26 protein-coding genes are annotated in these 26471 nt (G+C 65.5%); 14 read left to right on the top strand and 12 right to left on the bottom strand.

All coding sequences use genetic code 11. The features are described from left to right. Positions 1 to 60 precede the first annotated feature (60 nt). The 5 genes from B161_RS0112565 to B161_RS0112545 are packed head-to-tail and all read left to right on the top strand — an operon-like array spanning position 61 to position 5359. Complete coding sequence (locus tag B161_RS0112565; protein WP_018633771.1) at positions 61 to 933, top strand: branched-chain amino acid ABC transporter permease; 873 nt, start codon at positions 61 to 63, stop codon at positions 931 to 933. A gap of 2 nt (positions 934 to 935) precedes the next feature. Then, the gene (locus B161_RS0112560; RefSeq protein WP_018633770.1) at positions 936 to 1892 is read left to right on the top strand and encodes a branched-chain amino acid ABC transporter permease; all 957 of its coding nucleotides are present in this window, start codon (positions 936 to 938) and stop codon (positions 1890 to 1892) included. After that, a complete protein-coding gene (locus B161_RS0112555; protein WP_018633769.1) occupies positions 1889 to 2695 on the top strand; it encodes an ABC transporter ATP-binding protein in 807 nt (268 codons plus the stop codon). Before B161_RS0112560 ends, B161_RS0112555 begins: the two co-directional genes overlap by 4 nt. After that, positions 2688 to 3389 (top strand): ABC transporter ATP-binding protein, encoded by a 702-nt coding sequence (locus B161_RS0112550; protein ID WP_018633768.1) that lies wholly within the window; start codon positions 2688 to 2690, stop codon positions 3387 to 3389. Before B161_RS0112555 ends, B161_RS0112550 begins: the two co-directional genes overlap by 8 nt. A gap of 2 nt (positions 3390 to 3391) precedes the next feature. Further along, on the top strand, positions 3392 to 5359 hold the full coding sequence (locus B161_RS0112545; protein WP_018633767.1) for an FAD-dependent oxidoreductase: 1968 nt from the start codon (positions 3392 to 3394) through the stop codon (positions 5357 to 5359). 5 nt (positions 5360 to 5364) lie between these two features. On the opposite strand, the gene B161_RS0112540 is transcribed toward B161_RS0112545, so the two are convergent. The 5 genes from B161_RS0112540 to aroQ all read right to left on the bottom strand — a co-directional run bounded on the left by B161_RS0112540 (position 5365) and on the right by aroQ (position 10075). Then, positions 5365 to 6018, bottom strand: a complete 654-nt coding sequence (locus tag B161_RS0112540) for a 3-oxoacid CoA-transferase subunit B (protein ID WP_018633766.1) — start codon at positions 6016 to 6018, stop codon at positions 5365 to 5367. 11 nt (positions 6019 to 6029) lie between these two features. Further along, positions 6030 to 6686, bottom strand: coding sequence for a CoA transferase subunit A (locus tag B161_RS0112535; RefSeq protein WP_018633765.1), 657 nt, complete (start codon positions 6684 to 6686; stop codon positions 6030 to 6032). Between the two features lie 134 nt (positions 6687 to 6820). Next, positions 6821 to 8065 (bottom strand): saccharopine dehydrogenase family protein, encoded by a 1245-nt coding sequence (locus tag B161_RS0112530; protein ID WP_018633764.1) that lies wholly within the window; start codon positions 8063 to 8065, stop codon positions 6821 to 6823. Positions 8066 to 8103: 38 nt separating this feature from the next. After that, positions 8104 to 9216, bottom strand: a complete 1113-nt coding sequence (locus B161_RS0112525) for a carboxynorspermidine decarboxylase (protein ID WP_018633763.1) — start codon at positions 9214 to 9216, stop codon at positions 8104 to 8106. Between the two features lie 412 nt (positions 9217 to 9628). Continuing rightward, the gene (gene aroQ / locus B161_RS0112515; RefSeq protein ID WP_040789991.1) at positions 9629 to 10075 is read right to left on the bottom strand and encodes a type II 3-dehydroquinate dehydratase; all 447 of its coding nucleotides are present in this window, start codon (positions 10073 to 10075) and stop codon (positions 9629 to 9631) included. Positions 10076 to 10341: 266 nt separating this feature from the next. On the opposite strand from aroQ, the gene B161_RS0112510 reads away from it, so the two are divergent. Both B161_RS0112510 and B161_RS0112505 read left to right on the top strand, forming a co-directional pair. After that, on the top strand, positions 10342 to 10866 hold the full coding sequence (locus tag B161_RS0112510) for a DUF2076 domain-containing protein (RefSeq protein WP_026310405.1): 525 nt from the start codon (positions 10342 to 10344) through the stop codon (positions 10864 to 10866). A gap of 348 nt (positions 10867 to 11214) precedes the next feature. Then, positions 11215 to 13062 carry a discoidin domain-containing protein gene (locus tag B161_RS0112505; RefSeq protein ID WP_157755625.1) on the top strand — a complete coding sequence of 616 codons (1848 nt, stop codon included), beginning with the start codon at positions 11215 to 11217 and terminating at the stop codon, positions 13060 to 13062. A gap of 181 nt (positions 13063 to 13243) precedes the next feature. Here the strand turns inward: B161_RS0112505 and B161_RS0112500 are convergent, their stop codons facing one another. The 4 genes from B161_RS0112500 to B161_RS0112485 form a co-directional block, all read right to left on the bottom strand. Then, positions 13244 to 14104 (bottom strand): hypothetical protein, encoded by an 861-nt coding sequence (locus B161_RS0112500; RefSeq protein WP_157755624.1) that lies wholly within the window; start codon positions 14102 to 14104, stop codon positions 13244 to 13246. Then, on the bottom strand, positions 14101 to 16605 hold the full coding sequence (locus tag B161_RS0112495; protein WP_018633757.1) for a fimbria/pilus outer membrane usher protein: 2505 nt from the start codon (positions 16603 to 16605) through the stop codon (positions 14101 to 14103). The genes B161_RS0112500 and B161_RS0112495 overlap by 4 nt, the downstream gene beginning before the upstream one ends. Before the next feature lie 3 nt (positions 16606 to 16608). Further along, positions 16609 to 17229 (bottom strand): fimbria/pilus periplasmic chaperone, encoded by a 621-nt coding sequence (locus B161_RS0112490; protein WP_205619244.1) that lies wholly within the window; start codon positions 17227 to 17229, stop codon positions 16609 to 16611. A 253-nt stretch (positions 17230 to 17482) separates the two neighbouring features. Continuing rightward, positions 17483 to 18094: a hypothetical protein gene (locus tag B161_RS0112485; protein ID WP_018633755.1), complete on the bottom strand. Its 612-nt coding sequence runs from the start codon at positions 18092 to 18094 to the stop codon at positions 17483 to 17485. A gap of 317 nt (positions 18095 to 18411) precedes the next feature. Between B161_RS0112485 and B161_RS0112480 the strand changes: the two genes are divergently transcribed. Next, positions 18412 to 19218: an AraC family transcriptional regulator gene (locus tag B161_RS0112480; RefSeq protein ID WP_018633754.1), complete on the top strand. Its 807-nt coding sequence runs from the start codon at positions 18412 to 18414 to the stop codon at positions 19216 to 19218. A 75-nt stretch (positions 19219 to 19293) separates the two neighbouring features. Continuing rightward, on the top strand, positions 19294 to 19905 hold the full coding sequence (locus tag B161_RS0112475; protein WP_018633753.1) for a LysE family translocator: 612 nt from the start codon (positions 19294 to 19296) through the stop codon (positions 19903 to 19905). A 78-nt stretch (positions 19906 to 19983) separates the two neighbouring features. On the opposite strand, the gene B161_RS0112470 is transcribed toward B161_RS0112475, so the two are convergent. Then, a complete protein-coding gene (locus B161_RS0112470) occupies positions 19984 to 20655 on the bottom strand; it encodes a type II CAAX endopeptidase family protein (protein WP_040789990.1) in 672 nt (223 codons plus the stop codon). A 203-nt stretch (positions 20656 to 20858) separates the two neighbouring features. Here B161_RS0112470 and B161_RS17985 point away from each other — a divergent pair, with 203 nt between their 5' ends. From B161_RS17985 to B161_RS0112445, 5 genes are all read left to right on the top strand, one after another. Then, positions 20859 to 21494 carry a TetR/AcrR family transcriptional regulator gene (locus B161_RS17985; RefSeq protein WP_018633751.1) on the top strand — a complete coding sequence of 212 codons (636 nt, stop codon included), beginning with the start codon at positions 20859 to 20861 and terminating at the stop codon, positions 21492 to 21494. A 103-nt stretch (positions 21495 to 21597) separates the two neighbouring features. After that, complete coding sequence (locus B161_RS0112460; protein WP_018633750.1) at positions 21598 to 22059, top strand: MaoC family dehydratase; 462 nt, start codon at positions 21598 to 21600, stop codon at positions 22057 to 22059. A 138-nt stretch (positions 22060 to 22197) separates the two neighbouring features. Next, positions 22198 to 22707, top strand: coding sequence for a Spy/CpxP family protein refolding chaperone (locus B161_RS18980; protein WP_018633749.1), 510 nt, complete (start codon positions 22198 to 22200; stop codon positions 22705 to 22707). A gap of 87 nt (positions 22708 to 22794) precedes the next feature. Further along, the gene (locus B161_RS0112450; RefSeq protein WP_018633748.1) at positions 22795 to 23490 is read left to right on the top strand and encodes a response regulator; all 696 of its coding nucleotides are present in this window, start codon (positions 22795 to 22797) and stop codon (positions 23488 to 23490) included. Positions 23491 to 23494: 4 nt separating this feature from the next. Continuing rightward, positions 23495 to 24721 (top strand): HAMP domain-containing sensor histidine kinase, encoded by a 1227-nt coding sequence (locus B161_RS0112445; protein WP_018633747.1) that lies wholly within the window; start codon positions 23495 to 23497, stop codon positions 24719 to 24721. A 42-nt stretch (positions 24722 to 24763) separates the two neighbouring features. Here B161_RS0112445 and B161_RS0112440 read toward each other — a convergent pair whose 3' ends face one another. Both B161_RS0112440 and B161_RS0112435 read right to left on the bottom strand, forming a co-directional pair. After that, positions 24764 to 25636 carry an ABC transporter permease gene (locus tag B161_RS0112440; RefSeq protein ID WP_018633746.1) on the bottom strand — a complete coding sequence of 291 codons (873 nt, stop codon included), beginning with the start codon at positions 25634 to 25636 and terminating at the stop codon, positions 24764 to 24766. Continuing rightward, positions 25633 to 26469 carry an ABC transporter ATP-binding protein gene (locus B161_RS0112435; RefSeq protein ID WP_240471610.1) on the bottom strand — a complete coding sequence of 279 codons (837 nt, stop codon included), beginning with the start codon at positions 26467 to 26469 and terminating at the stop codon, positions 25633 to 25635. Before B161_RS0112435 ends, B161_RS0112440 begins: the two co-directional genes overlap by 4 nt. Positions 26470 to 26471: the final 2 nt, after the last annotated feature.

The raw sequence follows: 26471 nt of genomic DNA, 5'->3' as shown, positions 1-26471 counted from the left end.
GGACGCCTTCGCGCGCGTCTCGACGCGCCTCCCGCAGCATGAGCAGGAGCCGGAGACTCCATGTCGGAACTTTTGCAATTCCTTTTCTCCGGGGTGACGGTCGGCGCGGTTTATGCGCTCGTCGCGCTCGGATTCACGATCATCTACAACGCCTCCGACGTGGTGAACTTCGCGCAAGGCGAATTCGTCATGCTGGGCGGGATGATCACATGGTTCGCCCATCAGGCGGGGATTCCCCTGCCCATAGCGGCCTTCCTCGCGATTTCGATCACCGCCGCCATCGGCGTGGCGATGAACAAGCTCGCCATCGAACCGGCGAGAGGCGCGCCCATCGTCTCGCTGATCATCATCACCATCGGCGCCTCGATCTTCCTTCAGGGCGCGGCGCAGCTCGTCTTCGACAAGCAGATTCATGATTTCCCGGCCTTCTCGGGGAACACGCCGATCCGCGTCGGCGGGGCGACCATCCTGCCGCAAAGCCTTTGGGTGATCGGCGGCGCCTTGGCGGTCTTCGTGGGACTCTGGATCTTCTTCACCCGCACGCTGCTTGGGCGGGCGGTGCTGGCGACCTCCAATAATCGGCTCGCGGCGCAACTGGTGGGCATCAACACCAATTTCGTGATGACCCTCTCCTTCGCCTTGTCGGCGGGGATCGGGGCTCTGGCGGGCGTTCTGGCGACTCCCATCACCCTGACGGCCTATAACGTCGGCATCGCCTTCGCGCTGAAGGGCTTCGCGGGCGCCATGCTCGGCGGGATGGGCAATCCCAAAGGCGCTTTGGTGGGCGGCTTCCTCATCGGGCTGATCGAGGCCCTGACGGCGGGCTATCTCTCCTCGCAATATAAGGATGCGGCGGCCTTCGTGGTCATCCTGCTGGTGCTGTTCGTGCGGCCTCAGGGCCTCTTCGGGCGCAAATCGACGGATCGGGTGTGACCATGAAGATGACCCCGAAACTCGCGACCCTGCTCATCTTGGCGGCGCTGGTCCTGCTGGCGCCCTTCCTCTTCCCCTCCAACTTCTATTACCGCGTCGGAGCCCTGATCTTCGTCAACTCCATCGCGGTGACGGGAATCGTGATCCTCACCGGCTACGCGGGGCAAATCAGCCTCGGACACGCCGGATTCGCCGGAATCGGCGCTTACGCCTGCGCTTTGGCGCCGGCGCATTTCGGCATTCATCCGGCTTTGGCGGTGGTTCTCGGCGCGGCGATCTCGGCGCTTCTGGCTTGGCTGGTCGGGCGCCCCATCCTGCGGCTGAAGGGCTATTATCTCGGCGTGGCCACCTTGGGGCTCGGCATCCTCATCTCGATGATGCTGAACAACGAACGCCAGCTCACCCGCGGCCCCGACGGAATCGAAGTGCCGGAGCTTGGCCTGCGCGCTCTGCTGAAAGGCTGGGGGCTGGATCTGACCAACGGCCAATTTTGGTATTATTTCTGCGGGCTCTGCATGATCCTCGGGGCTTGGCTGGCGCTGAACCTGCACAACAGCCCTTCGGGGCGGGCCCTGCGGGCGCTGCACGGCTCGGAGGTCGCGGCGCGCACGGTGGGCGTGGACGTCGCCCGCATGAAGCTGCAAGCCTTCGTGATCTCGGCGGTCTACGCCTCGGTCTCGGGCTCGCTGCTGGCGTTGCAGAATAAATTCATCACGCCGGACGTCGCGGGCTTCATGCATTCCATCGAGATGGTGACCATGGCCGTTCTCGGCGGGGTGGGCTCGGTGCTGGGCGCGATCTTCGGCGCGGCCATCCTGACGCTCCTGCCGCAAGTCCTGACCGTCTTCGCGGAATATGAGCAGCTCGTGCTCGGCCTCGTGATGATGCTGGTGATGATCTTCCTGCGCGAGGGGCTTCTGCCCTCGATTCTGCGCAAGCTGAGGAGGAAGGGCGAATGACCGCATCTCGCGACACGCAGACCACGCTCCTCTCCGTCGAGGGCTTGGGCATCTCCTTCGGCGGGCTCAAGGCCGTGAACGACGTGAGCTTCGCCGTGAAGCCCGGAGAAATCGTCTCGGTGATCGGGCCGAACGGCGCGGGCAAGACCACGCTCTTCAATATGATCTCGGGCGTCTATCAGCCGGGCGCGGGCCGCATCTCCCTCAGCGGCGAGGAGGTCACGGGCATGGAGCCTCATCTCCTCGCGCGGCGCGGCATGAGCCGGACCTTTCAGAATCTCCAGATCTTCCAGAGCATGAGCGTTCTGGAAAACGCCATCTCCGGCTTTCATCTTCAGGAGCGCGGTTCGGTTCTGGCGGATCTCCTCAGCCTCCCCGGCTCGCGGAGGCGGGCCAAGGCGGCGGAGGAAGGCGCGCGCAAGCTTCTGGCGCGGGTGCGTCTGGCGGAGGCCGCCGACCGGGAGGCCGGGAATCTCTCCTATGGCTCGCTGAAGCGGCTGGAGATCGCGCGGGCCATGGCCTCGCAGCCGAAGATCCTGCTGCTCGACGAGCCCGCCGCCGGATGCAACGCCGTCGAGACCGAGGAGATCGACCATCTCATCGCCGAGATCGCGGCCTCCGGCGTGGCGATCCTGCTGGTGGAGCATGACATGAAGATGGTCATGCGCATCTCCAACCACATCGTGGTGCTGGATCATGGCGAGAAGATCGCCGAAGGCGATCCGGCGACGGTCAGCCGCGATCCGGCGGTGATCGCGGCCTATCTCGGCGCGGAAGCCCAGACGGGAGGAGACCATGCTTAAAGTCGAAGGCCTGCGCTCCCGCTACGGGCGCATCGAGGTTCTGCATGGAATCGACCTTGAGGTCTCGCAAGGCGAGATCGTCACGGTGGTCGGAGCCAATGGCGCGGGCAAGACCACGCTGCTGCGCTGTCTTTCGGGGATTCAGCCGGTTTCAGCCGGGACTATCTCCTTTCAGGGCGAGCCTCTGACCGGCATCCCCGCCTATAAGCGCCCGGCCAAGGGCCTGACGCAATCGCCGGAGGGGCGGCAGATCTTCGGCAATCTGACCGTCGAGGAGAATCTGCGGCTCGGCGCCTATAACTTCCATGACGAGCGCGTCGGAAAGGATATGGAGGACGCTTTTCAGATGTTCCCCATCCTCCGCGAAAAGCGCAATCTCGCGGCGGGCGGGCTCTCGGGCGGACAACAGCAGATGCTCGCCATGGCTCGCGCGCTGATGGGGCGTCCGGCCTGTCTGCTGCTGGACGAGCCCTCCATGGGGCTCGCGCCGATCATCGTGCAGCAGATCTTCGACGTGGTGGAGAGCCTCAAGGGGCGGGGCGTCACGGTGCTGCTCGTCGAGCAAAACGCCTTCGGCGCCCTGCGCATCGCGGATCGGGGCTACGTCATGGAGAACGGCAAGATCGCCATGCAGGGCGCCGCCGCCGATCTCATCGCCGATCCGCGCATCCGCGAAGCCTACTTAGGGATTTGAACATGAGCGAACCTGTCGTGAGCATCGGGCGCGAGGGCGAAATCGCCCTCGTCATCATCGACAACCCGCCGGTCAACGCCCTGTCTCAGGCTCTGCGTCAGGAGCTTTGGGCGGCGGCGGATCGCCTCGACGCCGATCCGGAGATCAAGGCCGTGGTCCTGCTCTGCGCGGGCCGCACCTTCATCGCCGGAGCGGACGTCTCCGAATTCGGCAAGCCGCCCATGGAGCCCCATCTCCCGGATCTCGTGGACCGCATCGAGGACGCGACGAAGCCGTGGATCGCGGCGATTCACGGCTCGGCTCTGGGCGGCGGCTTCGAGGTCGCTTTAGGCTGCCGCTTCCGCGTGGCGCTTGAAAGCGCCTCCGTCGGGCTGCCCGAGGTGACGCTTGGGATCATCCCCGGCGCCTCCGGCACGGTGCGCACGCCGCGTCTGGCCGGAGTCGCGGCGGCGGCGGAATTGATCACGGGCGGACGGCCTCTGAAGGCCGCCAAAGCCAAAGCCGCCGGGCTGATCGACGCCGTGATCCATGGCGAGGATCCGGGCGAGGATCTGCGCGCGGGGGCCCTCGCCTTCGCCCGCGAGGCTCTCACGCGGCCCCTGCCGCCGAAAACCTCGGAGCGCCCCGTGGCCGCTCCGGAGCCGGGCTTCTGGGCGGAGCAGGAATCCGCCGCAGCCAAGCGCGCCAAAGGCGAGGCCGCGCCTTTGCGGGCTCTGGCTTCTCTGCGCAAGGCGGCGGAGGCTCCCTTCGCGGAGGCCATGGCTTTCGAGCGCGCGACCTTCCTTGATCTGCGCGGCTCGGAGCAGGCGGCGGCTTTGCGGGCGGTCTTCTTCGCCGAGCGCGCGGCGCCGCGTCCGGTTCATCTGAAGGGCGTCGAGCCGAAGGCTCTGAAGCGGGTCGGCGTGATCGGCGGCGGCACCATGGGCGCGGGCATCGCCGCCGCTCTGCGCGACGCCGGATTCTCCGTCACGCTGATCGAGCGCGACGCCGAGGCTCTGGCGCGGGGCGAGGCCAATCTGCGCGGGATCTTCGCGGGCGGCGTCAAGCGCGGCAAGCTCACCGAGGCCCAGGCCGAGGCGCGCATGGCGGGCGCGAGCTTCTCCACGGATTACGCCGCGCTCGCGGAGGCGGATCTCGTCATTGAGGCGGTCTTCGAGGAGATCGGCGTCAAACGCGCCGTCTTCGCGGAGCTGGCGCGTCATTGCCGCCCGGAGGCGATCCTCGCGACCAACACCTCTTATCTCGATCCGCGCGCCGTCGCCGAGGGCCTGTCCCATCCGGAGCGCTTCATAGGGCTGCATTTCTTCAGCCCGGCCAATGTCATGAAGCTTTTGGAGATCGTGCCGATCCCCGAAACCGCGCCGGAGGTTCTGGCGACCGGATTCGCTCTGGCGCGGGCTTTGGGCAAGATTCCGGTTCAGGCGGGAATCTGCGAAGGCTTCATCGGCAATCGGATTCTCAAGCGCTATCGCGCCGCCGCCGAGAATCTGGTGCGTCAGGGCGTCGCCATCGCGGAGATCGACGCCGCCATGCGGGATCACGGCTTCGCCATGGGGCCTTTCGAAGCGCAGGATCTCGGCGGGCTGGACATCGCCTTTCTGCAACGCGAGGGCGCAAGGGCGGCGGGCCGGAACGTCCCGGAGACCCTCGGCGACCTTCTCGTCAAGGCGGGGCGCAAAGGCCAGAAGACCGGCGGCGGCTGGTATGACTACGCCCCCGGCGAGCGCAAGCCTCAGGCTTCGGCGGCGACGACGGAGCTTCTGGCGCCGCGGATCGCGCTGGGCTCGCCGCTGGACCGCAAGACCATCGCGGAAAGGCTCGTCGGCGAGATGGCGGCGGAAGGCGAGGCCATCCTCGCGGAGGGCGTGGCGCTTCAGCCTTCGGACGTGGATCTGGTCGAGATCCACGGCTACGGCTTTCCCCGCTGGCGCGGCGGCCCCATGTTCGCCACGGGCCGCCGCTCTTCCTGAAAGCTTTACGCTAACTCCATCTCCGGGACTTCCCCGGGGATGAGGAGATCCGCCTCCGTGGCGTCGCGGATCTCCTTCAGGCTCACGCCGGGGGCGCGCTCCAGCAGGACGAGCCCTTCCTCCGTGGGCTTGAGCGCCGCCAGCTCCGTCACCACCAGATCCACCCGCCGCAGAGACGTCAGAGGCAGATCGCAGCTTTTGACGACCTTGGATTCGCCCCGCGCCGAATGCTGCATGGCCACCACCACCCGCGCCGCGCCCGTCACGAGATCCATGGCGCCGCCCATGCCCGGCACCATCTTGCCCGGCACTTTCCAATTCGCGAGCCTTCCGGCTTCGTCCACCTGAAGCCCGCCGAGGACGGTCATGTCGAGATGTCCGCCCCGGATCAGCCCGAAGCTCATGGCGCTGTCGATGGAGGCCGCCCCCGGAACCGCCGAGACGAAGCCGCCTCCGGCGTCGGTGAGGCCGAGATTCTCCATGCCCTCGGGCGGGCGGGCGCCAAGCCCGATCACGCCGTTTTCAGCCTGAAAAAAGACGCCGAGGCTCTGGGGCACGTAATTGGCCACCAGAGAAGGCAGGCCGATGCCGAGATTCACCAGCATCCCCGCCCGGATCTCGCGCGCCACGCGGCGGGCGATGAGTTCTTTCGCATCCATGGCGTTTCTCCTCAACGGCCCGCGCGGACCAACAGATGATGCACCAAAACCCCCGGAGTCTTCACCGCGTCCGGCGGGATGACTCCGACGGGGACGATGCTTTCAGGCTCCGCTATGACGGTCTTTCCCGCCAGCGCCATCACCGGATTGAAATTATGCGCCGTCAGCAGATAGCTGAGATTCCCGACGTAATCGGCCTGCCAGGCGGAGATCAGGGAGAAATCCGCCTTCAGCGGCGTTTCGAGCAGGAAGCGCTTCCCCTCCACCTCGATGATCCGCTTGCCCTCCTCGACCTCCGTGCCGAGTCCGGTGGGCGTCAGCACCCCGCCGAGCCCCATGCCGCCCGCGCGGATGCGCTCGACCAGCGTGCCTTGCGGGACCAATTCGCAGTCGATTTCGCCGGAGATCATCTTCGCCTGCATCTCGGGATTCAAACCGATATGCGAGGCGATCACGCGCCGCACGGCGCCCGCCGAGATCAGTTTCCCGACGCCCTTGCCGGGCATGGCCGCGTCGTTGCAGATCAGCGTGAGGTCGCGCAGCCTGCGCGCGACGAGGGCGTCGATCATGCGCTCAGGGCTGCCGACGGCCATGAAGCCGCCGATCATCAGACTCGCGCCGTCGGGGATCAGCTCCGCCGCGGCTTGCGGGGTCATCGCGCCTTTCATTCATCCACGCTCCTCTCCGGGGACGTCGCATATCGCGCCGCACAATCGGAAATTCGCATAGGCGAAGGCCGGAGAACAAGGCTGAAATCCGCGCGCCGCCCTCCGATTTTCGGACGGCGGCGCGGCGGAAAGCGTCAGGCGCTGGCGGTCAGAGCGCGGTCGCCCTGCTCGTCGCGGATGCGGGTGGGCAGGCCGAGCCGGTCGAGCAGCGCGAGGAAAGGCTTGGGCGGCAATTCCTCGATATTGGCCATCGTCTTGACGTCCCATTCGCCCGAGGCGATCAGCAGAGCCGCCGCCACGGCCGGAACCCCCGCCGTATAGGAGATGCCCTGACTCCCGACCTCCTCGAAGGCCTCCTTATGATCGGCGACGTTATAGATGAAGACCTCGCGGTCGCGGCCGTCCTTCACGCCCTTGACCACGTCGCCGATGCAGGTCTTGCCGCTGTAATCCGGCGCCAAAGAGCCCGGATCGGGCAGAACCGCCTTGACCAGCTTCAGCGGGATCACCTCCAGCCCTTCGGCGGTCTTCACCGGCTTCTCCGAGAGAAGCCCGAGGTTTTTCAGCACCGTGAAGACGTTGATGTAATGATCGCCGAAGCCCATCCAGAAGCGCACGTTCGGCACGCCGAGGATCTGCGAAAGCGAATGCACCTCGTCATGTCCCGTGAGGTAAGCCTTTTGCGGGCCGACCACCGGCAGATCCCAAGTCTTGCCCACCTCGAACATGGCGTTCGAGGTCCAGGCGCCCTCCTGCCAGGACCAGACCTGTCCGGTGAATTCGCGGAAATTGATCTCGGGATCGAAATTCGTCGCGAAATAACGCCCATGCGAGCCCGCGTTGATGTCCACGATGTCGATGGAGTCGATGCGGTCGAAATATTCGTCATGCGCAAGCTTGGCGTAGGCGTTGACCACGCCCGGATCGAAGCCCGCCCCGAGAATCGCCGTGACGCCCGCTTTCGCGCAATCCTCGCGGCGGCGCCATTCGTAATTGGCGTACCAAGGCGGCGTCTCGCAGACCTTCGCCGGATCCTCGTGAATCGCCGTGTCGAGATAGGCCGCCCCGGTCTCGATGCAGGCCGACAAGACCGACATGTTCAAAAAGGACGAGCCGACGTTGATCACGATCCCCGCGCCGGTCTTGCGGATGAGGGCCGCCGTCGCCGCGACGTCCATGGCGTCGAGCTGATGGGCTTCGAGCTTGCCTTCGGTCTTCAAAGCCCGTTTCTCATGAACGGAGGCGAGGATGGCTTCGCATTTCGACAATCTGCGCGAGGCGATATGGATGTCGCCGAGCAGATCGTTGTTCTGCGCGCATTTATGCGCGACGACTTGCGCCACGCCGCCGGCGCCGATGATGAGCACGTTCTTCGTCATGCCGATGGGAACCTCTTGAGTTTTGAGTGCGATGTTCTTCAGGACAGGCTGGATTCGTAATCCGCGTAGCCGAATTCACGGACGACCCGGATGGAGCCGTCCGGCTCGCGAATCGCGATGGAGGGCATGGCCACGCCGTTGAACCAGTTCTTCTTGACCATGGTGTAGCCCGCCGCGTTCAGCACCGAGAGCCGGTCGCCGGGCTTCAGAGGATGCGGAAAGCGGAATTCGCCGAAGACGTCTCCGGCGAGGCAGGATTTGCCGCAGATCATGACCTCATGATCGCCCGTCCCGTCGCCGATCTGCGCCTTTTCGCGATAGATCAGCAGATCCAGCATATGGGCCTCGATGGAGGAATCCACCATGGCCAGATGTTTGCCGTTATACAAAGTGTCGAGGACCGTCACCTCCAGGGTGGCGCTCTGGGTGACGGCGGCCTCGCCGGGCTCCAGATAGACCTGAACGCCATAGCTCTCGGAGAAGCGCTTCAGCCGCGCGCAGAAAGCCTCCAGCGGATAGCCCTCGCCGGTGAAATGGATGCCGCCGCCGAGGCTCACCCATGAGGCGCGCTTCAGAAGCTCGCCGAATTTCTCCTCGATCTGGGTCAGCATCCGGTCGAAGAGGGCGAAATCGCCGTTTTCGCAGTTATTATGAATCATGAAGCCGCTGATCAGATCCATGACCGGCAGAACCCGCGCCGCGTCCCATTCGCCGAGGCGGCTGAAAGGCCGCGCCGGGTCCGCGAGGTCGAAGGTCGAGGAGCTGACGCCCGGATTCAGCCTGAGGCCCCGCGCGATCCCCTGCGCGTTTCCGGCGAAGCGCTCCAATTGGCCGATGGTGTTGAAGATGATCTTATCGGCGTAGCTCACCGCCTCGTCGATCTCATGATCCGCCCAAGCCACGCTATAAGCGTGGGTCTCGCCGCCGAAGCGCTGACGCCCCAACCGCACCTCGTTGAGCGAGGAGGAGGTGGTCCCGTCCATATGTTCGCGCATCAGATCGAAGGCCGACCAGGTGGCGAAGCATTTCAGCGCCAAAAGGGCCTTGGCGCCAGATTTTTCGCGGACATAGGCGATCTTCTCCATGTTCCGCAGGAGCTTCGCCTTGTCGATCAGATAATAGGGCGTGCGCGGTTCGAGAGCTTGGGACATGCGGAATCCTGATGTGCGCGGCGGCGAAAACGCCGAAGCCGCCGGAGCGGAGCCTCTGGCTCCAGTCCCGGCGCGACGATAAGAAAGGGTCTTCCTCACAGGAGGATGACGGAGGGGAGATTTACAGACTTCTGGTCGGCGCTGGCGCGCCGCTCCCCCTATGGCCGTCAAAAGTGCAAGAGGCGGCGCCCGCGTCTTGCGGACGGAAAACGCCCCGAAGGCCCCGCAAGGGGCTCGGGCGCAAAAGGTCTTCCGTTTGGGCGGCGTTCAGCAAGGCTGAGCCCATCCCCAATTGGAAGAGGGCGTCGCTTGTCATGGCGTCCTCCCCAACCAGCAGATGCGGCCTGCTCCGGCAGGCGGGGCCCTTATAGCACCTCCGGCGAGGGGCTCAACATGAGATTGCGCAAGCGCCTCAGCCCGCGGCGGCCAGCAGCGAGGCGACGCGGCGGAGGGCCAGCCGATAGCCCTCGGTCCCCAGCCCCGCGATCACCCCGTCCGCCCGCAGAGAGACGTAGGAATGACGCCGGAAGGACTCGCGCTTATGGACGTTGGAGATATGCACCTCGATCACCGGCCCCTCAAAGGCGTTGAGCGCGTCGAGCACCGCGACCGAAGTATGGGTCAGCGCCGCCGGATTGATCACGACGCCCGAGCCCTGATCGCGGGCCTCATGGATCCAATCCACGATCTGGCCCTCCCAATTGGATTGCAGAAAGCGGATCCCATGGCCCAGCTCCCGCGCGAGGGCGACGCAATCGCGCTCCACGTCGGCGAGGGTCTCATGGCCGTAGATCTCGGGCTGACGCTTGCCCAGCAAATTCAGATTCGGCCCGTTCAGCACATAGATCGGTTTCGGCATGTCCATCTCCGGCGACGCTCCCGAGGAAGATCGGGCGGCGGCCCCGGATTTCGGAGATTTCGGGCGCGCGGGTCAAGACGCCTGCGCGGTTTTCGGCCCGGAAGCGCAGGAATCGGGCGAATCCTCTGACGAGAGATCACAAACGCGCGAGTCGAGGAAACTCCGTCGTGCATTCCGCGCTCCCGTTCTATCTGACCATCCGTCGCCTTCTCCTCCGGCTTCCGGCGGGCGGCGATCAAGCAACGCAAAACAGGGACGTCAGAGGCATGGACCAGAACGACAAGCACGCCATCGAAGGGCTCTTCGGCAAGCTCGCTCAGGTGGAGCGGCAGAATCCGCAGCGCGATTCTCAGGCCGAATCCTTCATCTCGGAGGCCGTCGCGCGGCAGCCGGGCGCGCCCTATTACATGGCCCAGACCATCGTCGTGCAGGAGCATGCGCTGAACTCCGCTCAGGACCGCATCGCGCAGCTCGAATCCGAGCTTTCCGCCGCGCGTCAGGCGCCTCAGGGCGGCGGCGGATTCCTCTCGCGCATGTTCGGCGGACAGCCCTCCGCGCCCCAGACGGCGCGCCGTCAGCAACCCATGGCTCCGGCTCAGGGCGGCGGCGGAGGCGGCTTCCTCGCGGGCGCGGCCCAGACGGCGGTCGGCGTGGCGGGCGGCGTGCTGCTCGGCAACGCCATCGGCGGCATGTTCGGCGGCGACGAAGCTCAGGCCGCCGAGCCTGAAATCCGCCCCGAGGCCGAGCCCGAGGCCGACGACGGCGGCGATTTCGGCGGCTTCGAGGAGTGACCTGCGGCGGCCCGGCCGGCGTCGCCGCCGGGCCTGCCCTCGCGCCTTGGAGGCGGGCCCGGACGGGGCCCGCCGCTGCGACTCCGGGCGCAGCGGGTCAAGCTGGCGCCGCTTTTCATCCTGCGCTAAATTCCCGCCGTGGATCGAACCGGCGACGACGTCTCAGCCTCGCCTCTTAGAGCGCCGTCCGAAAGGTCGAAACGACCGCCCGGACGGATCGCGCGGCCACACGAGAGGTTCAGGCGTTTCTCACAGATCCGATTCGATCGGGGGCGCCGTGAACCGTGAGGATGGACCCATCGCCGCGTCGCCCGAAGGCGGCGGGCCTGTTGAATTCGGAGCATGGACTTGGCCGCGGACGATCTTCAGAACGTCGCCTCAGGCAAAGAGGCGTGGCAAAGCTCGACGTCGAAATGGTCGAAGCCGCATGAGGCGAAAAGGGCTCTCGCCGATGACGGCGAACGGGATTTCGCCTTCCACACCGGCCTTGAGGACAAACCTTGGTGGAGGGTCGATCTGGGCGAGATCTATCCGATCCACAGCATCGTCGTCGGCAATCGGCGCAAGATGAATCAGGAGCAGGCGCGCACCCTCAAAGTCGAGATCTCCCGCGACGGCGAGACATGGACCGCCATCCACAGCGGCTTTCTCGTCTGGTCCGGCGATCTGGTCCTGCCGCTCGGCGGCGCGGCGCTCGCCCGCCATCTGCGCCTTTCGCTGCAGGAGAAGGCTTATCTCCATCTGAGCAAGGTCGAAGTCTGGGCGAAGCGGCCGAAGATCAAGGTGGCGGCCAATCGGCCCGACGGCTTCGGCCTGCGCATGCAATGCCTGCTGAACGGCCTTTATCTGGCCAAGGCCCTGAATTGCGAGTTCAAGCTCGTCTGGCCGGACGGCATCGCCGGACCCGCCAAGGATTTCGAAAAGAGCAAGGAGAAGGACGCCTCCAATCTGATCGGCCATTCCGTCGAGCCGCTCGCGTCGATCTTCGCCGACGAGCGCATTCTCGGCGCCCAATCGGCGGGCAGGCTCGCGATCCGATCCCTCATCGCCGAGGAGACGGGGCTTTCGGCGGCGCAGCTGCTGCAGAGCAAGCTTCACGACGAGCCGAACACCCTCTACGCCCCCTCTGGAGATCTCGGCGAAACCCTCGCGCCCGAACTCGCGCCCAACGCCGAATTCGGCTTGCCCGACATCTTCGAATCCCTGAAGTTCTCGCCGTCGATGGAGAAAGCGATTCAGGCGGCGCGCGCGGTCGATCTGGAGCGGAATTTCGCCGCGCTGCATATCCGCAGCGGCGACATCGTTTACGGCCCCTATCGGCTGCAAGGCACGCGCTTCGCCGGAAAGGCGGTTTCCATGCCGCTGGCCAGAATGGCGATCGAAAATCTGCAAGGACGCGGCCTCGACGTCCTCGTCTTCGGCGAAGACGGCGCCTCCATCGCCGAGCTGGCGCGCGCCTACAACGTTCGTCCGGCGGCGGCCTATCTCAAAGACCTGAATTACGTCGGGCCGGAGCGGTCGATCTTCGAGATCGTCCTCATGTCGCGGACCAGCGAGATTTGGGCGGCCTCCAGCGGCTTTTCGCGGCTGGCCCACAGCATCAGCCGCAGCGCTCAGGACGTCAACATCCACAAGGCTTTCTCCTCAGCGAAGAAGATCGCCTTCTTCACGAAGGATCTCGCCGAGAACGCCGGCGTCTATCACCCGATGCAGGCGGCCTACGCCTATTGGCAGCTTTACGTCGCTCATCTGGCGCATAAATCGCCCTCGGCGGAGAAGATCGCCGCGCTGGAGGCGGCGAAGCGCCATGACCCTGAAAACGTCATGTACGACATCGCTCTGGCCTCCGAACTCTACGCCGCGAAACGACATGAGGCCGCCGAAGGGATCCTTGAGCGCGCCTTGCTGCAGGATTTCTCGCCGGAAGGCGTCTGGGACTCCACCTTCGGCCTCACGGTGTTGCTGAGCGGCCCGCAGAAGAAGCCCTATCTCTCGAATTTGGCGGCCAAGATCCAGCAAAGCGCCGCTCCGCCTTATAAATACGCTCTGCTGGCTGCGGCCCTGATCGCCTATCGGAAGAAGGAGTTCGCCAAAGCCGCCGCCCTCCTCAAAGATTGCGTGATCGCGAATAAGAATCCGGCGGATCCGCGCATTCAGCGGATCGCCGAGCAGATCGGGGATAAGCTCTCCGCCTGAAGCCGACCGCCCGCCGGAGAGATGAGCATGGCCTCTCTCCGGCGCGACGACGGGCGGCGCGACAAGAAAATGGCCCCAAGCGCCGCCTCCTCAGTCACAGTTCACAATTTCCGAAATCTGAAGAATAGACTCAAATAAACATCTGGGGATTCCCGCAAATCAACTTGAATTCGGCCTGAATTTAATCATGTCCGACGATGGACACCGTCAATCTATCCGCATATTTGCCCGCATAGCGCATGCCGATGTTTTCAAGAGTCACCTCGATCAAGCCGGTTCCCTGAGCTCCCGGCTTCAAATCCACTTCCCGCCTCACGCCCAGAGCCATGGGCGCGCCATTGATCGTCACGCTGTAGCGGATCGGCGTGAACTCCGCGCCGCGCTCATGAATGAGCCGCCCATCGCCATCGGATTTGACGATCATCGTCGCGGAGCTGGTGGCCTGATACAGAAACTTGACGTTTCCGCTCACGATGACGGGCCGCCGCTCTTGCGCCGGGCCGCTCGACAAGGATCCGAAGTCGATCTCTAGAGGAATTTCCGTCGCGCGGAACAAGGCCGCCGGAGCGACGAAAACCCGAAGCTCCGGATTGAAGGCGCCTTGCGGCTTTCCGTCGATTAAAAGCTGAAAGCTCTCCGCGTAAACGCCGCTTGGCTCGAATTGATGCGGCGCGATCCGAAAAACAGGAAAGGATCGCGCTCCCCCGACGCTGCGGCCGGAGCGGGAGCCGTGAGGGGCGTCGCCGTTCGCCTCAAGCCGCAACATGCGGCCTCCCGCCCCGACGAGCCGCGCGCTTCGGCTTCGATAGGCCGCCGCAGGCGCGTCCGTCGCCGGGACGAGCGAAACCGAAGCTCTCGCGCAGGCCTCCTCATCCTTGAAGCCCACCTCCAGATAAACCGGCGAAGCCTGCGCGGAGGTGGCGTCGTAATCGCCCAGAGCTGCGAACTCCGCCCAACTCGCTTCGCAGGCTTGCGCCGCTCCCGCAGCCAGCACGCCGGATCCAAACGCGAAAGCGACGCGCAGCCGTCGAGCGCATGTCATGGGCCGCCCTCCAAAATCATGGTTCCCAAGTCGATCAGGGCGCCTTCCGGGGGCGCTTGAATCTCGATCTGTTTGCTCGCTCCGGCGATCTCCATGCGATAGGCGCCGGGCGATAAACCGCCGACGAAGAATAAACCAACCGAGTTCGTAAAGAGATCCAAGGTCGCGCCGCCCTCCTTGAGGGAGGCGAGCCGGCCATATCGCAGCGCGATGGGCTGGCCTTCGGCGTCCTGCGCCAAGCCGCGCGCCGAGTAAAAGGCGTCATGGCCGACGACGACCGACGCCCCGACCCGCGCTCCGCCCTGCACCGCATAGAGGCCGGAGCCGAAATCATATCCGAGCGGCGCTTCTTCGATCTCCAAAGCGACTTGCGAGAAATTATAATCGCCGTTGATGGGCGCGACCATAGGCCCGAAGCCGTCCGTGCGGACGATCGGCTTCCGATCGCTGGCGCTGTCGCCGATGGCGAGGGAGGCGCCCCGCAGCGTCGCATGAGGCGCGACGAGGATGAAGCCGTCTCCGACGCGCCTTCCGACGCCTACGCGCCCATCGGCGACGGCGAGGCCCGAGGCGAGGCGCAATTCGCCGACCAGCGGCGCGTCGCTGTCGAACAGACCGTCAAGGCCGTTCGCCACGTGATTGAGAGACGCGGCGGCTTCGAAGCGGTTGCCGATATAATCGGCGCGCCCGTAAATCTCCGCAGAGGAATCGCTGTGCTCCACCTGCAGAGCATAGCCATATTCCCCCACCCCGCCGCGATGACGCTTATCATATTCCAGCATGGCCCTATTGCGCGTCGTCGCGTAGGAGCCCCGGACGCGCCGATCCTCTCCGAGCGGCATGGAGCCGGAGATCAGGAAGCGCGTTTCGTCGTCGCGCCCTTGATTCCGAAGGACATGTTCGAAGGCGGCGGAAATGGTGAGCCTCTCGAAGCTCTGCGAGGCGCCGAGGCGAAGGCCGACGTCTTGGGCGTCTCCGCGGCGCGCATAGCCCGCGCCGAAACTGACCGCTCCGCGCGGGCTCAGAGCCATGCGGTAAGCGCCTGATGCGGAGAGGCCGTCATCCTCCCGCCCTCCGCCCCCATAGCCTGCGTTCGCGTAATCCTTGGAGGAGTAATCGGCGCGGAGGCTGAGCTGATCGCGTCCATGAAACGCGCCTGTGAAATCGACGTCGTAGGAGGCGGAGAGCGCGTAGCCGGACCGGTTCTCTCCGCCTTCGCCCTCGCTCCTCGACCAAGCGGCGTCCAGTTGCCCGACGCCGTAAGGCAGAGAAGCGACCGCATTCCCCGTTATGGAGAAGGATCCGTCGTCTGTGGCGGAGACCCCGGCGCCGAGGGTCAGACGCCGCGTCACGCCCTGACGATAATACCCCATGGCTCCGAAATCTTCGGCGCTCCACCCCGCCCCGCCGCCCCAGGCGCCGGTTTGCAGAGCGCCGCCCGCAAGACCGAACTCCGAAACCCCCGGCGCCAGCAGAGTCTCCCGCGAGGAGAAGGTGAAGGAATCGATCTCCCGCCTTCCCGTTTCGTCCTCGACGTAGATGCGCACGTCGTTGCCGAGATCCACAAAGGGGATGTCGTTGAGGTTGATTCTGCCCGCAGGCGCATGGAACCGACGGATCGTCGCGCCGTTCACCTCGACTTCGACGGTGGCCGGGCGGTCCAGCATGATGGAGTGTCGGCCGAGGGCGCGCGTGGAATCATAGGGGCGGATCTCGCCGTAACGCCGCTCGACGCTCAGGCCGAGGAAATCAGGCGCGACCATCATCGGCAAAGAATCCAGCCGCACGTCTCCGGCCGAATAGCGAAGGGCGCGTTCGCGGTCGTCTTTGAAGAGCGTGAGCCTTTCGCGGTCGAAAACCTCGCCGTCTCCGGAAGCGGAGAAATTCACCCTTCCTGCGAAATCCACATAAACGCCGTCCACGCCGCCTAAATTGGCGAAGCCGTCGAGATGAAGCCTGACGTCCGGAGCGCCGCCGCGATCGAAGCTCTGCGAGACGAGGAGGCCGCCGTCCACCCCGAGGGCGTAGCGCGCGGGCTCGATCAGCCGATAGCCGCTGTAATCCGCGCTCCGCGTCAGAAAGACGTCGATGTCCCGGAAAGACGAGGCCTCCGTCTCCAGCTCAAGAAGCAGGGCGTTCGGATTATAGGACACGCGCAATCCGGTTGAGGCGATGGTCTCCGGCGCGACGTAATCCGCTCCCAACCCGCGCAAACGGCTGAGCAGATCCTCGCTCATGATCTGCTCAAGGGCCTGAGCCAGACGCGAAGGATCCACGCCGAGCAGCTCTTCGCCCAGCAAACGGGCGGGCGCCTCTCCAACGGAGATCCCGCGCAGCATGAGCGGCAGGGGAAACTCGACCTGACGAGGCTGCGGGGCGAATTCCTGAGGCGCAGGCGCCGCGGAGCTCGCCGGAGCAGGAGGCGGCGTCCCCGGAATTTGCGCCGCGGCCGGAGCGGCCGAAGAAGCCGCGAGGCAGGCGAAGGTCCAAAGCCGCCGCATCGCCTACAGCCCGCCGGGCGGCGAGACGGCGGGCGCCGGAGACGGATCGACGACGAAGCGCCGCACAGAATAGGGCGGGATGATCGGATTTCCGTAATCGCGCGTCATGGCCTCGCCATAGGAGGCCAGCGCGCCCCTCGCGCCGGGGACGGAGAGCAGGCCCTCCACGCCTAAAACGGCGTGACGGCCGCCCTGATTGCGCACCAGCACCTCGACGCGCCCGTCGGGCAGAGGATTCGCTCCCTCGAACCGCAGATCCGCGGTCGCGCCGGGCGGATAAAGGTAGACCGCCGCGCCGAGCTCGTAAATCATCTGTATGCCGACGCCGAGCTCCGGGTTGATCACCGGCGCCTCGGTCACGAACAGCACATAAGCGCGGCTTCGATCCTGAAGCGCCGGGCCGAGATAACGAAATTGAATCGTCTGGGCGCTTCTGGGCGGCACGATGAATTGAGGCGGAAAGACGAGGAAATCCGCGTCGGCGGGCTCATATCTGGTTTCGCCGCTTTCGGTCACGATGCGCTCCGCCACGCGCGTTTCGATGGGCAGAGCCGTATTGCGCGGATTGCGCAGCGTCATGCGCCCTGAGGTCGTCCCTGCGGAAGTCTCCAGATGATGCCCCATGGGCGTGAGCTCGAACGCCGAAGCGGGAGAGGCTTGCGCTGCGCAAAACAGAAAAACCGCCGTCAATAAAGCTCGCATATTCTTGTAAGCCCTCAGTGATTGAAATCCAAAGCGCCGAATATCTTCACAGATCAATCTCTTTGATTTGGCGAATATTCAGTTCGGAGGCGCATCAGCCTCTCAAAGAGCCGCGCCTCAACCGCGACGTCAGCCCGGCGACGGGCTGACGCTTCTCCATCTCCCCGAACCGCTCTCACTCAAGGGCGGTGAGGGTGGCTTTGTAGACGGAGTCATAGAAGCCGGCGTGCTTGGTGTAGGCGCCGCTGGAGGTCTTGACGGCCTCCACATGGAAGCTGCCCGCGACCGAGGTGTCGAAGGCCTGATTGATGTTATGGGTGGCCTCGGCCTGATTATAGCCGATCGTGTGATGGGCGTAGCCATGCGCGAAAGGCGCCGTCTGCGCGCGGTAGTAGAAAGCGCCCCGCACCGGGATGAGATCCTGCGGCGTCAGATCGGCGGCGGCGACGCCCCTGCGGGCCAGAGGCGCGCCTTCATATTTGAGCTCGGCGCCTTTGACGGAGTTGCAGAAGGCGCGGAAAGAGGCGCTGGGCGCCTGCGCGCCGTTGGACCAATGAGTGGGGCCCACGGTCGGCGTGGCCTGAATCTCGCCGGAGGTCGCCTGAGTGAGGTCGAATTTGGCGGCGCGCTCGATGTCGTAGGCCGCAGCGGCCCCGACGTCGCCGAAACCGCAGCTATATTCGACATAGGCCTCCAGCTCGACGTTCAGAGAGCCGTTCTTATCTTCGGCGGCGAAGGCCGAGGTCGAGAGAGCCGCCAGAGAAGCGGCGATCAACAGCTTTTTCATCTTATGTTCCTTACAGAATTCACAAGGGTTCGAACATTTGCGAATGCGCTCCCATCCGGCCGCGCAGGCTCACCTTGAATAATCGTTAAGATTTTTGCAACCTTTAATTTATATGAACTCTTAATGCATATATTTAACGTTATTAAATCTCGACACTCTCCCTTTCATTGCGAAACCATAGGGAGATTTTCCCTCGAACAAATCCCAAAAGTTGATCGTTCCGGGAATTTTTCTTGACGAGCGCGATCGCGTCCCAATCCCGTCCTTGAGGTTTGCGGCCCGTTCAGCGAGATTTCGCCTCGCGAAGGAGCCGCGCGATGGCCAGAGGACGATTCAAAACCACCCGATGCGGCATGAACGGCGTGGAGGCCGTCTTCGCGGACAGCCCGCACGCCTTCGGCCGCCACACCCATGATCAATTCGGGATCGGCGTCATCCTGCGCGGCGCGCAAAGATCCTTGAGCGGGCGCGGCGTCGTGGAGGCGGAGGCCGGCGACGTGATCACGGTCAACCCCGGAGAGGTCCATGACGGCGCGCCGCTCGACGCAAGGGGCAGAATCTGGCGGATGCTCTATTTCGACCCGGCCGCCTTGGCCGATCCGATCTGCGCCCTGACGGAGGGCGGCGCCCGCAACGCCGAACTCGCGCATCCTGCGCTGCGCGACGCGGCCGCGGCGACGCGTTTTCTGTCGCTCTTTCGCGCGATGATCGATCCGCATGGCGGCCGGAGCGAGATCGAGAGCCGGGAGAACCTGCTTCTGCTGCTCGCGCGGCTCGTCGAACGCCGTCATCAGGAGCGCGCCGGAGCGCCTCGGGCGATCCGGCGGGCGCGCGAACGCATCGACGACGATCCCGCCGCGCCGCTCTCGCTTGGCGAATTGGCCGAGATCGGCGGCGTCAGCCAATTCCAGCTTCTGCGGGGCTTCTCGAAGCTGACCGGCCTCACGCCGCACGCCTATCTCGTGCAACGCAGGCTCCAGAGGGCGCGGAGAATGATCGCCGGAGGCGAGGGCCTCGCCGATGCGGCGCAGGCCTCGGGATTCGCGGATCAAAGCCATATGACCCGGCTGTTCGTCCGCGCCTACGGCATGTCGCCCGGGGTCTACGCCGCCGGGATGAGCTGATCCGCAATTTCCTTCAAGACGCGGCGCTCCGCCGCCCGGCATATGTCCCGAAAAGGCGAGAGGAGCGCATCCGTCATGACTCTGGAGTTTTTTCTGACGTCGCTGGTCATCGTCGCCTCGCCCGGAACCGGCGCGCTCTACGCCGTGGCGGCCGGGCTTTCAGGCGGCGCGCGCGCAAGCCTCGTCGCGGCCCTAGGCTGCGCGCTCGGCGTGGTCCCGCATATGCTGGCGGCGATCAGCGGGCTCGCGGCGCTGCTGCATACGAGCGCGCTGGCTTTTCAGACGCTCAAATATCTGGGAGTCGCCTATCTGCTCTACATGGCCTGGGGGATGTTCCACGCGCGCGGAACGCTCAGGCTGAACGGCGAGCCGACGGCCAGAAACGCCCGAGAGACGATCCTGTCGGCGATCCTCGTCAATTTGCTGAATCCCAAGCTCTCGATCTTCTTCTTCGCCTTCCTGCCGCAATTCGTGCGGCCGGAGGATCCGGCGCCCGTGCGGCGCATGCTGGAGCTGAGCCTCGCGTTCATGGCGCTGACCTTCGTGGTCTTCGCCGCTTATGGAGCCTTCGCCGCCGCCGTCCGACGGCATGTCGTCTCCAACCCATCGGCCCAGAGCTGGATGCGGCGAGGCTTCGCCGCCGCTTTCGCCGGACTCGCCGCGCAATTGGCCCTCGCCCAGAGATGAGGCGGCGCGGCGATCCGCCCAAGGCGAATTCGGGCTGTCGCGGACGATCTTCTCATCCTTGACCGGCCGCATGCGCCTTCATTGGAGGCTGTAGACGACAAGCCAGATCGCGTTATAGACGACATGCGTCAGCAGGCCGGGCCAGAGGGAGCCCGTCTTGCGGAAGAGCCAGCCCGTCAGAATCCCCGCCATCAGGGCGTTGAAGAAAATCACGCTGGGTCCGTGAGCGGCGGCGAAGACCGTCGCGCTTCCCAAGATTCCGGCCCAAGGGCCATAGCGGTTCAGCGAATTCGCGATCACGCCCCGAAACGCCAACTCCTCGCCCAGCGGAGTCAGGAGCGCGCCCGCGAAGATCAGCGCGAGCAGGGAGAAGGCGCCCGCCTGCGCCGCCGCCTGAAAATCGGCTTGGTTGTTGATCTCCGTGATGAACGAAAAATAGACATGTTCAATGATGAGGCTCAGGCCGAACGCGACGACGCCCAAACCCGCGCCTATGGCCAGCCATCGCCCGTCGACGGCGCGGAATCCGAAGGCCCGGAGATCGCGGATGCGCAGAGAAAAGGCCGCAAGCAGGGCGACGACGCCGACGGCTCCGTTCAACCCCATCCCGAGGATTCCGCGCCAGGCGGCTTGCTCGTCTGGAATGCGCAGCAGCCACAAGACGCTGAGGCCCAAAATCAGCGCCATATAGACGATCAGCGCGACGGCGAATTCAGGCCATCCGGGCGCCGTCAGACGTTTTTCAGGCATTCGAGCCTCCATCGCTCCCTCCTCGACGCCGCTCTTCGGCTCTTGCGGATCCCTCGGCGGGCCGCAGGGCGCTGAAGAATTCTGGCCTCCTGACTTATCTTCATATAGCATCTAAATGGCACTTTGTGCCTTTTACAAGAGCCATGACGTCGAGGGCGAGGAGATCCGTCCATGTCCGCCAAGTCGCCGGAACACGGAGCGCGATGAGCAGATCAATCCGTCCGGATGCGCTTTTAGAGGCGTCGCGATGCGCGGCGCGCCTGTTCGTCGAGCGCGGAGTCTCCGGGACCAGCGGAGAGGACATCGCCGAAGCCGCCGGAATCTCGAAACGCACGCTCTGGCGGTATTTCCGGAATAAGGAAAGCTGTCTGGCGCCTTTGCTCGCCTTGTCCTGGAAGCGCTTCTCCGAGGAATTGCGCGCCTGGCCTGCGCAGACCTCGCTTGAGGATCATCTGGCCGACTGCTTCGCTCTTGAAAATCAGACGCCGGACTTCGTCCGGGACGGCCTGCTGATCGCGCAGATCGTGGCCCGAATCTCCGAAGAGCCGGATTTAAAGGCGGTCTGGCTGACGTCCTATTTCGACGGCGAGGCGGATCTCGCCGCGATCATCGGCGACCGGCTGGGGCGCTCGGCTCAGGATTTCGACGTGCGGCTCTGCGCGGCCTCCGTGATGGCGGCGACGCGCGTCGTGGACGAGGCCCTTTGTCGGGCGGCCATCCGTCATGGCCGGTCCTACGGCTCCGGCGAGGTCGCCGCGCAGATGGCCCGCGCGATCCGCGCCGCCAGCGTCCTGCCCTTCTGCGATCCTGTGAAGCCGGGATTCCGCCATGAGGAATGAGCCCTCGGTCTCGCCGACCGGCGGCCCCGCTTGAATAGATGTTCATCATAATCTATTCTGACGCCGCCCGCGACGGGGCCGAAACATCATGGGGAGATCTTTCATGCCCTTGGAAGGAAACAAGGCTCAGCTCTATCTGGACGATCTTGCGGTCGGTCAGGAATATCTCAGCGGCGAGCACCCGCTCGACGCCGGGCAGATCATCGCCTTCGCGCGGGAGTTCGATCCCCAGCCTTTCCACACCGACCCCGAAGCGGCCAAGGAGACGTTCTTCCAAGGGCTGGCGGCCAGCGGATGGCATACGATGGCGATCACGATGAAGCTGCTGGTGGCCAGCATTCCGCTGGCTCAGGGCGTCATCGGGGCCGGGGGCTCGGTTTCATGGCCCCGCCCGACCCGACCGGGCGACGTCCTGCGCGTCAAAAGCACGATTCTCGGCATAACTCCCTCGCGCTCCCGCCCGGAACGGGCCTCCGTGGAGACCCGCAGCTTGACGCTCAATCAAGCCGACGAGGTCTTGCAGGATTTCACCGCCCGGCTGGTGGTCTTTAAAAAGCGGAGCTGAAGACGGGCCGAGCCTCAGCCGCAGACCCCGGCATGCGGCTTCACAAATCTTCACAGAGCGCAGGAACAGGCGAAAAGCGGCGGCGTCATCTTCTCCTCATCGCGGCGGACAAGCCGCCCCTCATCAGGAGACAGCAAGATGACGCAGGAAAACGCCTCCGCCCGGAGCCCCGAAGCTCCGGCCTCCGAAGCTCCGGCCCCGAAGCGCCGCGCGCGCCGATTCTGGCTGGCCGGCGGCTTCGCCCTTCTGGGCCTCGGCGCGGCGGCGGGCGCCCTCGCGGGCGGAGGCCATGGGCGCGACTTCGCAGGCCGCGGAATCGAGCGGGTTCTGCGCTCCGTCGACGCCTCCGAGACTCAGCGCTCGGAGATCCGGGCGATCTATGAGGCGACGCGCGGCGATCTTCTGCCGCTGCGCGCAGAGATGGGCGCCCGCCGCGAACAGGTCGACGCCCTGCTCAAAGCCCAGACGCTCGACCGCGCCGCCTTCGAAACGCTCCGTCAGGAGGCTCTGGCCAAGGCCGACGCCGCCTCCGCCCGCGCCCTGACCGGCTTCCTCGACGCGGCGGAGAAGCTGACTCCCGAACAGCGCGCCGAACTTCTGGAGCGGCGCGCGGGCTTCCGCCACGGCCCGGGACCGGGCTGGAGGTGACGTCCGAAGGCGCCGGAGCCCTGACCGTCTCCGGCGCTCTGCGATGTGTTAGGATCGCGCGACGAGGCTGAACGGAGGAATCCGCGCATGGCGGAGCGGCTGCTGATCATCGACGACGACGCGCGGCTCTCGGCCATGCTGAAGGATTATCTCTCTTCGGCGGGCTATGAAGTCCGGACGGCCCTGACCGCCGGGGCGGGTCTGACGGATCTGGCCCGCCATCCGCCCGAGGCCGTGATTCTCGACGTGATGCTGCCGGATCTCGACGGGCTGGAGGCTTTGCGCCGCATCCGGGCGGGCTCCGGGGTTCCGGTGCTGATGCTCACCGCGCGCGGCGACGAAGCCGACCGCATCGTCGGGCTGGAGATCGGCGCGGATGATTACCTGCCCAAGCCCTTCAGCCCGCGCGAGCTTCTCGCGCGGCTGCGGGCGGTTTTGCGGCGGCGCTCCGGCCCGGCCAGCCCTGAGATTCTGCGCTTCGGGCGTCTGGAGATCGACAAGGGATCCCGCGCGGCGCGTCTGGACGGCGCCTCCTGCGACCTCACGGGGCATCAGTTCGACATCCTCGCGGTTCTCGCGGAGAACGCGGGGCGCATCCTCTCGCGCGAGCGGATTCTGGATCTGGTCCGGGGCGGCGGCGGCGAGGTCTTCGACCGCTCCATCGACGTCCATGTCTCCCGCATCCGGGCCGCCATAGAGGAAGACCCGAAACATCCCCGGCGCATCCTCACCTTGCGCGGCGCGGGCTATCTCTTCGCCCGCCGACAGGATGAGGAGAGCTGACGCCATGAGTCTTTTCCTCCGGATTTATCTGTCTTTTCTGGGCGGCGTGGCGGTGCTGGCTCTGGCGGGCGCGGCGGCGGCGGTTCTGGCCTTCCACGGCGGACGCGACGACGACCGCGGCCTTCTGAGCCGCCGCGAGGAGATCGCCGCGGCCATTTTGCCGCCCTCCGGAGATCCCGCCGAAATTCAGGCGCTTCTGCGTCGGCTCGGCGCGGCGACGGGCGCGGAATGGAGCCTGACGGACGCGCGGGGAGATCTGATCGCGGCCTCTGGGCCTCAGGAGGACCGGCGGCGCAAGCCTTTCCTCACCGCCCTGCCGGACGGCTCCGTCCTCGCCGTGCGGCTCGACGGGGGCGTCTTCGGCGGAGGGGCTCCGCCGGGGGGGCCTCTGGCGGTGCTGCTGCTGGCGGCGGGAGGAATCGCGCTGATCGCCCGGCCTTTGGCGCGGCGCCTGACGCGCCGTCTGGAGCGGCTGCGCTCCGGCGTGGAGGCCTGGGGCGCGGGCGACCTCTCCCGGCGCGTTCCGGCGGAGGGTCAGGACGAGATCGCCGCCGTGGCCGCCAGCTTCAACCGCGCCGCCGCTCAGGTGGAGGCGCTCATGGCCTCCAGACGCGCGCTTCTGGCCAACGCCAGCCATGAACTGCGCTCGCCTCTGGCGCGGCTGCGGATGGGGATGGATCTTTACGAGGCCGATCCGAGCCCCGCCCGCCGCGCGGAGATCCTGCGCAATCTCGCGGAGCTGGACGATCTCGTGGAGGAGATTTTGCTCTCCAGCCGTCTGGAGCATGGGGCGTCGGAGCCCTTTCAGCCTCTGGATCTGCTGGCGCTGGTCGCCGAGGAGGCCGCCCGCGAGGGTCTGGAGGCGGAGGGGGAATCCGTCGAGGTCATGGGCGACGCGCGGCTTTTGATCCGTCTGACGCGCAATCTGATCCTCAACGCCGAACGCCATGGAGCGCCGCCCGTCGCAATCTCGGTCAGGAGGCGCGGGAGTTTCGCCGAGCTGGCGGTGCGGGATCACGGCGCCGGAGTTCCGGCCGGAGAGGGCGAAAAGGTCTTCGACCCCTTCCACCGTCCCGGCGGCCATGGCGAGGCCGCCGGAGGCTGGGGCCTCGGGCTGGCGCTCGTCCGGCAGATCGCGGAGCGTCATGGGGGCTCGGTCCGGCATGAGACGCCGCCCGGAGGAGGCGCGCGCTTCCTCGTGGCGCTGCCGCTGGCCTTCGCCGCGGGCTGAGCCCCCCGCCCCGCCTTGCTCGACGGCGCGCGATAATCCTCCCTAGCGCGCCTGTCCCCAGCGGCGGATGGTGAAGCGCTCCAGCGTGGCGAAGACGAGATTCTCCATCGCCAGCCCGATCAGGATCACCAGCGCCAGCCCCGCGAAGACGCGATCCGTATAAAGCTCGTTGCGGTTCTGGAAGATGAACCAGCCCAAGCCTCCGCGCCCCGAAGAGGCCCCGAAGACCAACTCCGCCGCGATCAAAGTCCGCCAGGCGAAGGCCCAAGCGATCTTCAATCCGGATAAAATCGAAGGCAGCGCCGAGGGAATGAGAATCTGAACCACATAGCGCCAGCCCCTCAGCCCGTAATTGCGCCCCGCCATGCGCAGAGTCTCGGGCACGCCCTGAAATCCGGCGAAGATGTTCAGCGCCAAAGGCCAAAGCACCGAATGAATCAGCACGAAGATCAGGCTGCCCGACCCCAAACCGAACCATAATAAAGCCAAAGGCAAAAGCGCGATGGCGGGCAAGGGATTGAACATGGCCGTCAAGGTCGAGAGCAGATCCCGCCCGATCTGCGTCGAAACCGCCAGAACCGTCAGCAGAAAGGCCAGAGCCACCCCCGCCGCATAGCCTTGCAGCAGGACGATCAGAGAAATCCGCGTGCGCGCGATCAATTCGCCGCCGGCCATATCGGCGAAGAAGGCGCGCGCCGTGGCGGTGAAGCTCGGAAGCAGAAGGTCGTTGTCTTGATAGCGCGCCGCGAGCTCCCAGAGCAGCGCCAGAACCGCGAGGATCAGCCCTTTGCGCAGCCAGCCTTGACTCCAAAGCCGCTGAGACAGCGGAAGGCGGCGCTCCACCGGCGCTTCGACGAAGGGCGGCAGGTCGCGTTCATATTCCGGCCTGACGGGCGGAAGCGGCGCGGCGGTCATGCGGCTCTCCGCGACGAGGCTTCCGCCGAAGGCTCCTCTTCGAAGAGCAGACGATGAATGCGCCGCGCCGTCGATTGGAAGCCCTCGCCGCCCGCACTGGAGAGATCCCATTCATGGCTGTTGATCTCGGCGCGCACCCGTCCCGGACGCGGCGTCAAAAGCGCGACGCGGCTTCCCACCACCAAAGCCTCCTCGATGGAATGGGTGACGAAAAGCAAGGTGAAGCGCGCCTCCTCCCAGAGGCTCAACAGCTCCTCCTGCATCTTGCGGCGAGTCAGGGCGTCGAGCGCGGCGAAGGGCTCGTCCATGAGCAGGATCTTGGGCCGCATGGCCAGAGCCCGCGCGATGGCCACGCGCTGCTTCATGCCGCCCGATAATTGATGCGGATAGGACTCCGCGAAGCCCGCCAACCCCACCTTCTCCAGATAATGCGCAGCGCGTTCGCGCGCCTCGCGCCGGGGCAGAGAGCGGGAGGCGATCAGAGGAAAAGCGACGTTCTCCAAAGCCGTCTTCCAGGGCGGCAATTGATCGAATTCCTGAAAGACCACGACGCGATCCGGCCCCGGCTCGGTCACGGGGCGGCCTTCGAGCAGGATCTCGCCTTCTATGGGCTTAAGGAATCCCCCGACCGCCTTCAACAAGGATGATTTCCCGCAGCCCGAAGGCCCGAGCAGCACGAAGCGATCCGCCTGATAAAGATCAAGGTCGATCCGATGGGCCGCCCGCACGACTTGTTTCTGCGCGGCGTATTCCAGCGTGACGCCCTTGACGCGCAGGAGGGGCGAAATCTCGCCCGCTCCGCGCGCTTCGCCCTTTTCAGGGAGGATTCTCACCC

Origin of the sequence: Neomegalonema perideroedes DSM 15528, assembly GCF_000374145.1 — a bacterium.
Lineage (GTDB): Bacteria > Pseudomonadota > Alphaproteobacteria > Rhodobacterales > Rhodobacteraceae > Neomegalonema > Neomegalonema perideroedes.
This window is presented reverse-complemented; position numbering and strand designations above follow the sequence as displayed.